The sequence below is a fragment of the uncultured Desulfobulbus sp. genome (assembly GCF_963662935.2).
Lineage (GTDB): Bacteria > Desulfobacterota > Desulfobulbia > Desulfobulbales > Desulfobulbaceae > Desulfobulbus.
Genome location: NZ_CAXXTL010000002.1, coordinates 948,110 through 962,976, shown reverse-complemented (window position 1 = coordinate 962,976; position 14,867 = coordinate 948,110). Strand labels below are relative to the sequence as shown.

Annotated in this window: 11 protein-coding genes; 2 read left to right on the top strand and 9 right to left on the bottom strand. The window is 48.9% G+C overall.

Features of this window, described 5'->3' with window-relative positions:
• Positions 1-106: 106 nt before the first annotated feature.
• The 9 genes from ACHZCX_RS08515 to ACHZCX_RS08475 all read right to left on the bottom strand — a co-directional run bounded on the left by ACHZCX_RS08515 (position 107) and on the right by ACHZCX_RS08475 (position 11,959).
• Positions 107-1,762, bottom strand: a complete 1,656-nt coding sequence (locus tag ACHZCX_RS08515; RefSeq protein ID WP_319586804.1) for a hypothetical protein — start codon at positions 1,760-1,762, stop codon at positions 107-109.
• A 1-nt stretch (position 1,763) separates the two neighbouring features.
• Positions 1,764-2,339 (bottom strand): hypothetical protein, encoded by a 576-nt coding sequence (locus tag ACHZCX_RS08510; protein ID WP_319586803.1) that lies wholly within the window; start codon positions 2,337-2,339, stop codon positions 1,764-1,766.
• 44 nt (positions 2,340-2,383) lie between these two features.
• Positions 2,384-2,839, bottom strand: coding sequence for a transposase (locus ACHZCX_RS08505; protein ID WP_394708816.1), 456 nt, complete (start codon positions 2,837-2,839; stop codon positions 2,384-2,386).
• Between the two features lie 273 nt (positions 2,840-3,112).
• Positions 3,113-5,566, bottom strand: a complete 2,454-nt coding sequence (locus ACHZCX_RS08500) for a PKD domain-containing protein (protein ID WP_319586802.1) — start codon at positions 5,564-5,566, stop codon at positions 3,113-3,115.
• A 190-nt stretch (positions 5,567-5,756) separates the two neighbouring features.
• Positions 5,757-6,545, bottom strand: coding sequence for a hypothetical protein (locus ACHZCX_RS08495; protein WP_319586801.1), 789 nt, complete (start codon positions 6,543-6,545; stop codon positions 5,757-5,759).
• A gap of 749 nt (positions 6,546-7,294) precedes the next feature.
• On the bottom strand, positions 7,295-8,617 hold the full coding sequence (locus ACHZCX_RS08490) for a UDP-glucose/GDP-mannose dehydrogenase family protein (protein WP_319586800.1): 1,323 nt from the start codon (positions 8,615-8,617) through the stop codon (positions 7,295-7,297).
• On the bottom strand, positions 8,614-9,618 hold the full coding sequence (locus ACHZCX_RS08485; protein ID WP_319586799.1) for an NAD-dependent epimerase: 1,005 nt from the start codon (positions 9,616-9,618) through the stop codon (positions 8,614-8,616). Before ACHZCX_RS08485 ends, ACHZCX_RS08490 begins: the two co-directional genes overlap by 4 nt.
• 497 nt (positions 9,619-10,115) lie before the next feature.
• Positions 10,116-11,234: a hypothetical protein gene (locus ACHZCX_RS08480; RefSeq protein ID WP_319586798.1), complete on the bottom strand. Its 1,119-nt coding sequence runs from the start codon at positions 11,232-11,234 to the stop codon at positions 10,116-10,118.
• Positions 11,235-11,704: 470 nt separating this feature from the next.
• Positions 11,705-11,959: a ComEA family DNA-binding protein gene (locus tag ACHZCX_RS08475; protein ID WP_319586797.1), complete on the bottom strand. Its 255-nt coding sequence runs from the start codon at positions 11,957-11,959 to the stop codon at positions 11,705-11,707.
• 338 nt (positions 11,960-12,297) lie between these two features.
• On the opposite strand from ACHZCX_RS08475, the gene ACHZCX_RS08470 reads away from it, so the two are divergent.
• Positions 12,298-13,875: a bifunctional sulfate adenylyltransferase/adenylylsulfate kinase gene (locus tag ACHZCX_RS08470; RefSeq protein ID WP_319586796.1), complete on the top strand. Its 1,578-nt coding sequence runs from the start codon at positions 12,298-12,300 to the stop codon at positions 13,873-13,875.
• 28 nt (positions 13,876-13,903) lie between these two features.
• Positions 13,904-14,863, top strand: coding sequence for a VanZ family protein (locus ACHZCX_RS08465; protein WP_319586795.1), 960 nt, complete (start codon positions 13,904-13,906; stop codon positions 14,861-14,863).
• The last annotated feature ends 4 nt before the right edge of the window (positions 14,864-14,867 follow it).

Sequence of the window (14,867 nt, the reverse complement as noted above, 5' to 3'; positions counted from 1 at the left end):
GGGCGTTAATGACAGCAGATTTTCCACTAAAGGCATGTTCAATTTTTCGGCGCTATTTCTCCACTCTTCTGTTCCAGGAATCCTAGGGTCGGGCACTTTTGTAGCATTATTGGATATTGATTGATTGTAGCATTGGACTTGGAATAGTTGGAGGTGCAGGTGATGTACTTGATGCAGGTGCTGCATTCCCCAAATAACCCCAAATATAATTAGTGAGTGTTTTCCCTGTGGCGCAGAAACCCCTAGCGCCATTCACGCCGCCACCGGTATAGGTGCTCATTTTTGCTTGAATTAACGCTTCATTTGGATAGGGCCACATCGATATTCCAGTATCAGAATCGTAACCAGTCTCACCCCACAAGGCGCCGGTTGTCCCCCTTAATGTGGTAAGATTTGCGCCGATATCACCGGAAGAGCCTTGGCCTGATAAGTTTGATCCGGGCTCAATACGGGTGATATATTTTAATGCTCCGGTGGGATTAGTTGATGCGTTCCATATTGGATTTACCGATGTCTTAGAGTGGGTGCCTAGTGGGGTGCTGTCCATTGATAACGGCGTTGAGTTACCATGCAATGCTTGATAATCACCGGCTATTCCGTAAGTTGTCCCATTCGAAGACCCGGTATAATTTGCAATGATGCTGTTGGTCATATTCACCCCACCGTTAGGAGATCCGGTCCAAGGCCAAGCATTAAGCCCTATATAACCGCCAGTCCCGTTAACAAACGTGACATGGTCTATGATATTTCTATTACCCCGAAATGAGTTAAGATTAGCTCCTGATTTATTAGATATTCCTGCAACTACGCTGTTATGGAAACCAACATCATTCGTTGAATAGGTGTTTTTAGTGGTAAAAACACCTCCAATATTGCTGTTTAGAACAATACTGTTATATGCCTTGATATCATTAGCATCTCTATCGGTAGAAGGAACCGCAATGCCTCCTGACCAATCGCCTCCCGTATAATACTGTGATGGCTGATCTGTATCAATTGCTATGCAATTTTGAATTAACCCGTGCTGCACTGAGTACATTCCAAAGTTATAAATGGGAGCAGACGAACTACGGTCAATACGGCTTACACAGTTACGAAAAATAATGTAGTCATTGTTTACGTCAGATGACCACGCTGTAAATGATGTTCTACCATTACCCCAAGCATAGCAACCATCAAACAAAACGTAGGAACATCTCCCCGCAAAAAATATGTTTGCGTTTCCAGCCCCCGCATCATAACCTCCACATCTTAGGAATTTGACATAACTAAGGCTGTTAATTTCAACAACTGAACTAGTTGATCTCCCCCATACTATACCTTCAAACCTCCAATGGACGTTGGTAAGCGATCCCTTTGTTACTGAAAACATACATCTGATAGTTTCGCCATCAAAGGTAACAGCGCCGTCGTTTTTTGCTTTTATGGTTGTCCATAGAGTAGATGATGTCGGGGGGTGAGCGGAGTTTGTCATCTGGTTTGCAGCGCCAGTATATATCCCATCATCAATAATCAACGTGTCGCCAGCCGCCATTTGCGACATTGAATATTGAAGAGTGGCACAAGGAGAACTGACACAGTTGCCTGTGTTTGTGCCAGTTTTTGCCATAAACCGATCAATGGCGAATGAATTTCCGCTTAAAAAAAATGTAAATGAAAGAATGAATATCAATATGTAAAAATTTTTATATACTGATATTCTTGTAATATTTTTCTTAAAAGATTGGACTTGTCCAAATGATGATCCTGTTTTCATTTTCATATTATACCTCTTTTTTTAATCTGATAAAATCAGTGCTTCCCTTTTTATTTATTACTATTGCTGGGTTTCCTGCTACAGTCGACCAATCTTCCACATTTTTTGTAACAACGGCATTTGCTCCAATTGCCACATGGTTTCCTATTTTTATAGGTCCAATTATTTTTGCTCCTGAGCCTATATATACAAAATCACCAATATGTGGAACGCCGCTTTTCTCTTTTCTTCCTGACTGCCCTATAACTACCCCGGGGCTAATGTTGCAAAAATCACCAATTGTTGCTTTTCCATTGACGATTATGCCACCATGATGGCCTATATAAAAACCTTTACCTATTTTTGTACAAAATGGTATGTCGATTCCTGTTAATAAGCTTATAAATGTATGTGAAATCAGTGAAAAAAATTTTAATAATTCCTTAGCTATTGGTATGTTGAATTCTTGTCTGACCCAATTTCCGAATCGAAAACTAATAATAAACCAAATAGATGGTGTGAAAAGAATAAGGTGTAATTTGTAAAAAAATCTTTTGTCATCAATTAATGCTATGTATCTTTCGATGTCGTCAGTGAGGAACATATAAATTAATGAATATTTGAGAGTAATTTGGGCTCTTCTTCGTTTCACGTGGTATTGAGCCAGTTTTGTATGGGCACGGCCAGTAGGTATATGATACTGATAAAGGTCTCACAATTTCTATACCTCCTAGCCCGGCACTTGGTGGCTTGAAAGATTCTGTTTAGTGCTTCTATTCTTGTGTTGCTGCGACCTGCAACCCACCGGCAAGAATGGCTTTCCATTGTTTCTCCACATTTTTTTAACGCCTTGCGAACTTGTTGCAGCAGGTCAACATCAATAACTATTAATTTTGCCACTTTGAGAAACCAAGTCAACCGCCATTTAGCCGCTCTCATGGAAGTAGCCTTGCGCACCCCACCGAGCATTCTTTTATCCTTCAGGCATCGGCGGTGTGGAGATCCATGGAATTCAATTCGGCCAGCCCATCGAGTTGCGCCTCTGTGAATGGCCCTTAGCCTTCTTGAGCGTAACCCATCTGCTGACTTTCGGCATGGATACATCTTTCGATTAAGCCCGGCGGATCTCCGCTCCCCTCGATGCTCTGCAGCAACCACAACTCCTTCCTCGCGATACTTGGAAATCAATTCATACGCGAATTCTAGTTAGAGCGAGTTTTTTTTAATGACCACTTCGAGGCTTTCGTTAGCTTCAACTCGTTCACAGGGTGTATGCGGATCGCTTCAAGTTCCTAGTTATCTATTTGTGCCCAACGAATTTGTTTCATAGGTACACTGTACCGTATGTCCACTGCTTTGTGAACTTATCAATGTTTTTCACTTATCTTCGGTCAGGCTGATCGCAAGGTATCCGACTGTCTCCGTGCCATGGACTACTTCGGAATCCTTGGATTGTTCTTCCTCAACTTTTACCTGAAAGTTGGTTGCCGTTATCTTTTGCATTCTCAATGCTGCGGTATCGGTGCCGTTGGTGGACTGCATGTCGGCTAAAACCATGGGCATTTGGCTAAATGTGCTCTGGAAGGCTCTTGTATACCAGGCGTTGGTCACACTGTTACCCGTGGTGGCTACTTCGAACTGTAGTGAACCGATCGTTCCTTTTCCCGGCTCCCAGGCAATATAGTTCACGGTTTCATTGGCATGGGTATTGACGTTTTTTTCCTGCTCTCTGAAATAGTAAGCAAAGCTGGTGAGCCCAATGCCCTTGATGCGGCCGCTGATGGTGTCAGTCTCGTTCATCGAGGCTATGGTGGTCAGGACAACCGGTGCCTTGGCAAAGGTTCCACTGAATTTTACGGTTTTGAAGCTGGTGGTGCCGGTAAAGCTGCCGGCTTCGACTATGGAGCCGTCGGGCAGGGTGGTTCGGCCTTTTTCCATAACCAGATACCTGACGCTTTCGGCAGTGTGGGCGCCATCGAGATAATTCCATTCATCCACCATGATCTCGAACCCTGTCTTGCTGACATTGCGCACTCGGATGACACTAGGATCAGCCACATTGTAACTGGGGGGACCAGCTATCACAATGGGGTTTTCGAAGGTGGATGTGATAGGAACCCGTACCCAATTTGAGGTGACTGAAACTTCACCCACTTCAATATTGAGGGCGATGGCCTGAGGTGTATCCTGCACTGAAATGGTTGTGCTGCTGGTGTTGCTGGCGCCCTTATTGTCGGTCACAGTGAGGGTGGCGTTAAAGGTCGCTTTTGTGGTGTAGGTGTGCGAGGCTTTTGGCCCGGAAGCAGTACTGCCGTCACCGAAATTCCAGATATAAGATGCGATGGTGCCGTCGGAATCAGTAGAAGCTGAGCCGTCGAAGCTGGCGACCAAGGGCGAGGTTCCGCTGGTTGGTGTGGCGCTGACGACTGCTGTCGGCACTTTATTGACAACAGGAGCAGCGGAAACCACGATGGGGGTGCTGGCAGAGTTAGTCAGGCCCTTGTTATCGGTGACGGTCAGAGTGGTAGTATAGGTTCCGGCCGAAGTGAAGGAATGGGAGGCGCTGGCACCTGTAGCAGTCGTGCCATCACCAAAGCTCCAAGCGTAAGAAGCGATGGTGCTGCCGCTTGCGGCGGTGGAACCGGATCCGTTGAAGGTGACTGCCAACGGCGCGGAACCGGCAGCCGTTGAGGAGGATACAACGGCGGTCGGAGGTACAAGGACGACTGGGGCGGTAACGGTTGTCGTCGTGGAAGCGGTGCTGGTCAGGCCTCTGTTATCGGTGACGGTGAGGGTGGTGGTATAGGTTCCCGCCGATGTAAAGGAATGGGAGGCGGTTGAGCCGGAGGCGGTTGAGCCGTCACCAAAGCTCCATGCATAAGAAGCGATGGAGTTGCCGCTTGCGGCTGTCGATCCCGATCCGTTGAAGGTGACAGCCAGTGGTGCTACGCCCCCTGTTGTTGAGGCGGAAAAAACTGCAGTCGGGGGGGTGGTATTGATAGGAGCCGCAATCGTTACCACGGTGGTGGCAACACTTGTCTGGCTGGATGCGTTGCTGACGGTTAGTTTGGCTGTGTGTGACCCTGCCGTTGTGTACGTATGTGAGGGGCTGGCGCCGGTGCCTGTTGACCCGTCTCCAAAATCCCATTGGTAACTCGTGATGTTCCCCGTGGAAGTTGAACCGTTGAAGGTAACCGCCAGTGGCGCTGTGCCGCTGGTCGGATTGGCAGTGACCGCCGCTTGCAGCGGGTCAACGGTTCCGCTCGGTTTGGTGAAAGCAAAGGGTGCTGAATGCGGGCTCTCGGTGCCGTTGCTGAAGGCTGCGGTCAATGTGAAATTGGTGGTGTCGGCGGAAAGGGACACTGTGCAATCCAAGGATGTGGCAGTGGCACTTTGTGTCTGACAGGCAAGCACACCTTCCTGATAGAGATTGAAGCCTGATTTCGTATAGCCGCTTGGCGCGGTGTAACCCGCCCATTCCGCATGAATAGTGGAGGTTACACTTACTGGGGGAGTGATGACGACCGGCGGGGTAAAAGCGAAGGATGAGGACTTCGGGCTCTCGGTTCCGTTGCTGAAAACTGCGGCCAGGGTGAAATTGGTAGTGTCGGCTTCGAGGGACACTAGGCAATCTACGGAGGTGGCCGATGCCCCTTGCGCCTGGCAGGCGAGTACGCCTTCCTGGTAGAGATTGAAACCAGTTACGGTCAATCCACTTGGTGCGGTATACCCAGTCCACTCCGCATGAATGGAGTAATCGGTTGCCGCGAGTGCGTACGTTGGCAAGCAGCAGAGCAGGGTGAGAAGGAAACGAATGATGGCGTGATGCATGGTGTTCACCTTGTAAAAGGTTTTGTGGGGCATAGGGCTGTTTACTCTATATTTGCATGCATCGTGCCATGGACGTGACTCTTATTTTTCTATTTTTTTCAACATGTTGTTCGTCTTGTTCGTTTCGTGCCAAGACGTCTTGTTACTTTTTGGTAATTGAACTCGGAATGTGTGTTGTCAATTGAGATTCTCAATGCGCTTTAGAGGCGGCCCATTTAGCCCACTCATACTGGTTGGTCGAAAGATCATTTTTCTTTGAATCAACGAATTTCGTTAAAGCATCGGTGGAGTCGAAGGAAATGGAGTAATAGCCATTGGCGTAGGCGCCCCGGCCAAGCAGCGTTGCCTTGCCGGTCCGTTCAATGCCTACCATAAGATCATGGTTTTTGTAGATGGTTGCCTCGGCTGTCCGGGTAACGGTACCGTATTTGGATTCGATATAAAAACGATAGGTGAATCCGGCGACCAGGATAATCAGCACCAGAGCGAGTGAAGAGACCACCTTGGCATAACGGGTGTAGCTTTGCGGGTTGAAAATGTCTCGCAGGGAGAAACCAATATGACGGGTGATGGCTCCGTGGATATCACCTTGCCGCGCCAGGCAGGGTTGCACCGCTTTGCCTGTGAAGTTTTCGATGTCGGTTACCGCCTCGTTGTCCGAAGGATCGGCCATCGCCAAGCGGAGAATTGTACCCTCCTCCAATTCCAGGGGGAATACCTCGTATTTAGAGCAGAGGTATCGGGGAAGCAGTTTTTTTGCTTCCGGATTGTATTCTTGTTCTATGTCCACGATTGGTAGTTCAAACTGGGTGGCCAGGGTTTCCAGCAGTTGGTCACTGGTTATGGCGCCTATTTTTACCAAGATCCTGCCAAGTCTGCGGGTTCCACCAACTTGCATTCTCAGTGCCCGGTTACATACCTCTTCGGTAATAAGTTCGGAATCAATTAGGATTTCGCCTAGACGTTTTTTTGCTGCCATAATCTATCTCCTTTGGAATCCGAAAATTGAGGTGGGGGAAAATCAAGGAGGAGGGGGTGTTTTTCCCACCTAGAGGTAGATGAATTATATAATGCCGCAAAGAGGAATAAAAGGGTGGGAGAGAAAAAAAAAGAGCAGAGGCCGGCTTGATTGCCTCTCTCCTGTTCGCCATATGCTGTCATGAACAAGCGAGAGAGAGGAGAGGGTAGATGTTCACGCCCTAAAAAGGGGGCTTTGGTGAGATCGCACTTTTTGATAAAACCAGAGTGAAGTTTAGCCCTATATTTTGGATGATGGCGTGGCCAATCTTTCACAGGAATCAGACAATCAGCATTAACCGTTAGAGTCTTTTGCAAAATGAAAAGGTTGTTTGTTTCGACCCAATTATCTAAAAAAGAGTGAAACGGTTTTCCCTTGTAATTTCGGGCTGTAGCGAGGAGTCTCGTCCTTTGCGACACGAGATTTCTCCCGTTGGTCGAAATTGATATCCGAGTAGATGCAACATTTCAGGATAAACATCGCGGGCCATGCCCGCGAACAAGGTTCAGTTTTGTGCAGCAAATTCTCCCATTCAAGACACAGGGTTTTCGGCTGTGGCCATTATATGACACAACTTGCGGACGTACATTTTGCATGACCCTCCGTTATGTATGAAGATTACTACTTACTTACTTGCAGCCAGTAGTTGTGCATGCACAATTTGAAGGTTCCCAAAGAGCAGTGATTGCTGACGCAATGGCTCAACGGTGTCACCTTTTCTCGTGTCCCCGCCCGTTACCATGGTATTCAAACCCGATAGCCCTCATCTTGTTCGGCTCGTAGACATTTCGCAAATCGACAAAGACCGGTTTGTTCATCGTGGCTAGGACTCGTTTAAAATCCAGGGCCCGATATTGGTTCCATTCGGTCATAAGAATAATGGCATCAGCTCCGAGGCAAACCTCATAAGGGTTTTCGACGTATATAACCGAATCGGGGAGTAATTTTGCCGCCTCCCGCATCCCTTGAGGATCGTGAGCCACGACCTTCGCCCCCTTCTCAATCAGGGCCGGGAGGATAGTCAAGGCGGGTGATTCGCGCATGTCATCGGTTTCCGGCTTGAAAGTGAGGCCAAGCACTCCAATTGTCAATCCGGTTTCGCTGCCGCCCAATGCATCACGGATTTTTTTCACCATCCGTGCTTTCTGGGCGGCATTTACTTCAACTGCGGCTTCTACAATTCGGGCGCTTACCCCATGCTCCTGAACCGTACGGAGCAGCGCAACCGTGTCTTTGGGGAAACAGGAGCCGCCGTAGCCGGGACCGGGATGCAGAAATTTTTTTCCGATTCGTCCGTCAAGCCCGATTCCCTTGGCCAGGGCGATGGCATCGGCCCCCACGGCTTCGCAGATATTGGCCATCTCGTTGATAAAGCTGATTTTCACCGCCAGGAAGGCATTTGCGGCATATTTGATCAGTTCGGCGGTTTCAATCCCGGTGATAACGATCGGGGTTTCGATGAGGTAAAGTGCATTATAGATTTCGCGAAGCACTGTAGCAGCTTTTTCGTTTTCCACCCCTATGACGACCCGATCCGGTCGCATGAAATCGTTGATTGCCGCTCCTTCTCGTAAGAACTCGGGATTCGAGGCCATATCGAAATCGGCTGTCGGATTGGTCTCACTAATAACACGGGCGACCTGGCGGGCAGTGCCAACCGGAACCGTGCTTTTATCGACCACAACCGTATACCCGGTAAGATGCGGGGCGAGATCCTTAGCGGCTTGGTAGAGATAGCTGAGATCGGCGTAGCCGTCACCACGCCGGCTCGACGGGGTTCCTACGGCAATAAAGACGGCATCGGCTTCAGGTACCGCCTCGCTGAGCTCGGTGGTGAAATGAAGTCGGCCCCCGGTCATGTTTTTAGCCACCATGTCGGCCAGGCCAGGCTCATAGATCGGTATTTGTCCCTGGCAAAGGGCGGCAACCTTAGCCGCGTCTTTATCAATACAGACGACCTCGTGCCCGAACTCAGAAAAACAAGTTCCACTGACAATGCCGACATAACCTGTTCCAATAATAGCTATTTTCATAAATAATAACTCCGGTACCATGTAACGAATTGCTGTAATCCGACCTCGATCGAAGTGGATGGGCGAAACCCGACATCTGCCACAAGATCGTCGATGTTGGCATAGGTTTCTCGCACATCACCATCCTGCATGGGGAGAAAATTTTTCACGGCCTTCCTGCCAAGGCAGCCTTCCAGAACTTCGATGAAGTGCATCAGTGTTTCCTGTTTGTTGTTACCGATATTGTAAATGCGGTAAGGCGCCCAACTGGTGGCGGTGTCCGGTTGGCTCTTATCCCAGGCAGGGTTAGGGACCGGCGGTTGATCGATGACCCTCGCCACGCCCTCGACGATGTCGTCAATATAGGTGAAATCTCTGGCCATATCACCATTGTTGAAGATATTGATCGGCTCGCCGGCCAGGATCGCCTTAGTGAAGAGAAAATAGGCCATATCCGGTCGTCCCCAAGGGCCGTAGACCGTAAAAAACCGTAGCCCAGTGGTGCGCATTCCATACAGATGGCTGTAGGCGTGGGCCATCATCTCGTTGGACTTTTTGGTGGCGGCATAGAGCGAGACCGGATGGTCCACATTATCGTGTACGGAAAAGGGCATACTGGTATTGCCGCCGTAGACAGAACTCGAGGAGGCAAAAATCAGGTGCCCTACCCCGGAGTGACGGCAACCTTCAAGAATGTTGACAAATCCAAGGAGGTTGGAGTCGGCATAAGCGTGGGGATTGGTGAGGGAGTAGCGGACTCCGGCTTGGGCGGCCAGATTGACCACTGCATCGAACCGGTGGGCAGTAAACAACTGCTTCATTCCTGTCCGGTCGGCCAGATCGAGTTCGACAAAGGTGAATCCGGGTAGGTTGAGCCACTGCAGGCGGGCTTTTTTCAGACTGGGGTCATAATAATCGTTGAGGTTGTCAATGCCAACCACCTCCCAGCCTTGTTCAAGCAATTTCCTGGACAGGAATGAACCGATAAAACCGGCCGCGCCGGTGATTAAAATTTTTTCCATGATGAAAAGAAGGCCTCTTGCTGCACATTTTCAAGTTTTACCGGCCCGGTTGCCGAACCAGTGGCATATCCAGAGGTGCACCAAGGTTAATGGTAGATTTGGTGTGGACTATTAAGAGGCAACATACCAAAGTACCCACTTCAGTACAACAATCAGGAGGGTGTGGAATATTTCAGTGTTTATAAGTGGACAAATAAAGGGGCGGATTGCCTCCTCCTCGGCTGATTATATAATGTCGGAGGAATGAATGAAAGGTGAGAGCAAAAAAAGGAGCTTGTTACAAGGCTCCTTTTCTGTGCTTCGGGAGGAATTCTCCGTTTTGTTGTTTCGAGCGCAGCGATAAATCTCTAGAATTATTATTAGATTTCTCCTCGCTGTACTCGTCGAAATGACAGAAATAGACTTTTTGCGAAACCATCAACTTTGGTCCGAGAGAATCAGAAGGTTATTCTATGTTTTTCCTGATTTCAATCGTAATAACAGGGGGGAAGTGTGAATCAGTCAACCTGGCTGATCGCAAGATACCCGACAGCTTCCGAGCCATGGGAGACTTCGCTGTCCAGGGATTTTTCTTCCTCAACCTTTACGACGAAGTTAGTTGCTGTCAGCTGCTGCATTCTCAGTGCCGAGGTATCGGTGCCGTTTGTTGATTGCATGTCAGCCAAGACTATGGGCGCCTGGTTGAATGTGTTTTGAAATGCTTTTGTGTACCAAGCATGAGTGACGCTATTACTTGTGGTGGCTACTTCGAACTGCAGTGAACCGATGGTTCCTTTTCCGGGTTCCCAGGCAATGTAGTTGACGGTCTCATTGGCATGAGTGTTGACGTTTTTTTCCTGCTCTCTGAAGTAGTAGGCAAAGCTGGTGAGGCCGATGTTCTTGATGCGGCCGCTGATGGTGTCGGTTTCGTTCATTGAGGCAACCGTGGTCAGAACGACCGGGGTCTTGGTAAACGGTCCGCTGAATTGTATGGTTTTGAAACTGGTGGTGCCGGTAAATCTGCCAGCTTCGACAAACGAACCATCAGGTAGGGTTATCCGACCTTTTTCCATAACCAGGTAATTGACGTTTTCATCTGTGTGGGCACCGTCGAGATAATTCCACTCGGTCAATCGGATTTCAAAACCGGTCTTGCTGACATTTCGCACCCGGACAATACTGGGATCCGCCCCTTTGTAACTGAGAGGACCGGCAATTACCACGGGGTCGTTGAAGGTTGATTCAAAAGAGACCCGCCTCCAAAGATGATTAACCAGCACTTCTCCCGCTTCCATCTTAACCAGCACTTCTCCCGCTCCCATCTCTATGGAGGGGATGGAAAAGGAAAAAGGGGCCGAATGCGGACTTTGTGTGCCGTCGGCAAAGGCAGCGGTCAGGGTGAAATCGGCGGTGTTGGTGTCCATGGAAACCAGGCAGTCTATCGAGGTGGCTGCAGAGTTCGATGTTTGGCAGGCCAGTTGCCCCTCCTGATAGAGCCTATAGCCCGACACAGTATATCCGCTGGGGGGAGTATACTGTGACCATTCCGCATGAATCGAACAGTTTGTTGCAGCCGAGACAAAAGTCGGCAGGCAGCAAATGAGGGCAACGAGGAAAAGGGTTATGGGGCGTGGCATTGTTTCTCCTGCTTAAAAAAGATGAGTACCTTAAAAGTCAGGAACGAATATGCAAATGGTGCACCAGATGTTGCTTGCGCTCTTGTTTTTCAGCATGGTATGCCAATCAAAATCATCCCGACAAACGGGTGGAATACCACGTATGAAAAACGGAATGCGTGTTCGTTACAGGTTGTTGGTTGAGGGAACCCGGGTTCTATTTTTTGGGTTGGTGCGATAAAAATTTTTAAACTTTTAGCAGGTATTTTCGCATTTTTCAAATATTATCTTCATGTTTGATCGTGTTGAATTCTATATCTGTGGCTATCGGGTGCGGCAGAGGGATAAAAAGATGGGGCGATACAATGTGGGAAGGCAGGCGTCATTATGGGAGGGGGTTACAAAACCTGCAACTCCAGTTACAAGTTCCGTAAGTCACAAAAGGACAGCCGGTCATTCGCAGATACACAGGACCGGCTGTCTTGGGTTACTTATTCACCAACTGTGACGTCGGGCTTGATTTTTTCAATGATTTTGTCGCCGATCCCCTTTACTTTGGTGAGATCTGCAACCGTTGTGAAGTTGCCGTTGGTGGAGCGATAGGCAACGATGGCTTCCGCTTTCGCCTTGCCGATCCCGTTGAGTGTTGTCAGTTCATCCACGGTGGCTGTATTGATGTTGACCTTGGCAAAAGCGGCTGTCGCAAAAAAGAGAATGAGAATAAGGGTCAGGTACAACTTTTTCATGGGGCCTCCTTTTGTGGGGTAAGGGGAAGTTGGTAAATCCTGCTTGGCTCAATGGTACGAAAAAGCCGCAGATAATGTCAAACTGAAATATAACGCAACTATTCAAAGTAGTGTGGTAATTCTTTAAAATCTGTTGTGCCGCAATGGATTTGGGCAAACAGTTGTCGGCTCTTTTTTTTGATTCTCGGCGCCCGAGAGGAAGGATATGCCAAACTTTTTATCAGCCGATTATTCTGAAAGTCTCATTGTTCATTTTCGCCGGGCGGAACTCTTACGAGTTGAGGCGGTTGGATTAACCCTCAATTGATTCGAACAGTCGTCAGCTTTGCGATCTTGAGTTGCTCCTGAATCGTGGTTTCTATCCTTTGGTCGGATTTCTCGATCAATGTGATTACGTGCAGGTTCTGGAGAATATGCGTCTTGCCGATGGCGCGGTTTGGCCCATGCCGATCTGTCTGGATATTAGATCCGAATTGGCCACGACCTTACAGCCGGGGCAGCGGGTGGCACTGAACGATCAGGAGGGGTTTCTCCTGGCCATTCTCACGGTCAGTGAAATCTGGAGGCCTGAAAAAGTATATGAGGCGGAGGCGGTTTACGGCACCAAGAATCCTGACCTGCATCCGGGCGTAAAAAATCTCTATAAGAACATAGCGGAATGGTATGTGGGTGGGCAAGTCGAGGGGGTATCGCTTCCTATTCACTATGATTTTCGCAACCTTCGCTTAACGCCGGCAGAGACGCATCGACGATTTAGCCAATACGGCTGGCGGCGAGTACTCGGATTTCATACTCGTGAATACCTGCACTGTGCGCATCGCGAGATGGTGCTGGCGGCAGCTCGTGAAAAGAATGCCTCCATTTTCATCCATCCGGCGGTGGGGTTGGATCATCCCGGCAATCGGGATCATTACACCCAGGTGCAATGCTATCAGGAGTTTGTCCAACATTTCCCCGCCAATATGATTCTACTGGGAATTGTGTCCCTTGCGGATCGCTATGCAGGGCCACGGGAGGCTCTTTGGCATGCGATGATCAGGAAAAATTTTGGATGCAGTCATTTTATGGTGGCCAACGACCATGGTGACCCTTTTGCCGGCCTGGATGTTTCGCTTTTTTACCGGCAAGGCGCCGCGCAGCAATTGGTAGCCAATATGGAGAGCGAGACCGGAATAGAAATGGTTCCCGAACTGCCCATGGGCTATGTGGAAGAAAAGGCTCAATATATTTTTCTCGGAAATGTTGGGGCAAGCGACTCGGTTAAAACCATCACCTCGCAGGAACTCAAGAGGCGTTTGGAGTGGGGGCTGGAAATTCCGGAGTGGTACTCGTATGGAAACGTTATCAAGGAGTTGCGCCGTGCTTTTCCGCCGCGATCCCAGCAGGGGTTTACGGTGTTTCTGACGGGTCTGTCCGGCTCCGGTAAGTCGACCATAGCCAAGGTGCTCATGGTACGGTTCATGGAAATGAGTGATCGGCCGGTGACCCTGCTTGATGGCGATATTGTGCGGAAAAATCTATCGTCTGAGCTGAATTTTTCCGAGGTTCATCGCAATCTCAATGTCTCTCGGATAGGTTTCGTCGCCAGCGAGATTACCAAGAATGGCGGAATTGCGCTGTGTGCACCGATCGCCCCTTATGAATCATCAAGGACGGCGAACCGTGAGTTGATCAGCCGATATGGTGGTTATGTCGAGGTTTATGTGTCGACCCCCCTTGAAGTGTGCGAACAGCGGGACCGCAAGGGGCTGTATGCCAAGGCGAGGAAAGGATTGATCAGGGGCGTGACCGGCATTTCCGATCCCTATATTCCGCCAGTGAATCCGGAATTAACCATAGATACCAGCACTATGACGCCGGCCGAGGCTGTTCAGGAAATAATGCTTTATCTGGAAGAACAGGGATATCTTTCTTGATGAGGCGGGCGACTCCAAGGAGAGGGAAATGATGGAATCGGGTCGACAGGCGAGCCTCTCCCTTGCTTTTCTTAGTGTTTTCCTACTGATTGGTCTCCCCTTCTTTTTTTGGGGAGGGCCGGGCTATTATTCGACACGATCCTTTCAGTCCGCCTGGGATCTCGGGCATATTCTCTTTTTTCTGTTGCTCTCCTTGTGGCTTCACGGTTTTTGGGGGAAGAAAAAGTTCGCAGGTTCCCCTTTCTCAGTTTTCCTCTCCATTTTCATTTTTGTTTTTATTCTTGGGTTCTTGGTGGAATTTTTGCAGATGTTCAGTGGCAATCGCTCCCCCGATATAGGCGATGTGCTCCGCAATCAATTGGGTTGTTTGACGGCGTTTGCCTTTTTTATCCGCCCGCAGCTTTTTGGAGATTGCTGCAAGCGCTATCTGCTCAAAGGTGGTGTTTTGGTTCTGCTGACCATTGCTGTTTGGCCATTGTGTAGGTCATTGATTGACGAATACCAGGCCGCCCGACAGTTTCCGGCTCTCTCGGATTTCGAAACACCCTTTGAGCGCGACCGGTGGGTCAATACCCAGCAATTTCGAGAGGAAAGTGAAATAGTTCGGCACGGTCAGAAAGCGGTTCGGGTACAGTTGTCCACCGCCAAATTTTCCGGGATTGCTCTTTTTTATTTTCCCCACGACTGGCGTGGCTTTCAGACGTTTCACTGCAGCGTTTATAATCCTCAACCTGCCGGGTTTATCGTCAATAGCCGCATTCATGATGTCCATCATAAAGAGCACGATATGGAGTTCAACGATCGTTTCAATCAGCAATTTACTCTTACGCATGGGTGGAATGATCTCGTTATTTCTTTGGAGAAAGTGAAAAATGCCCCCAAGGGACGAGTAATGGATATGGAGCATATTGAGGGGTTCGGTCTTTTTGTGGTGCAGCAGTCCCAGCCTCAAGTGCTGTACCTTGATTATGTCTATCTCAGCAAGTGAGGTG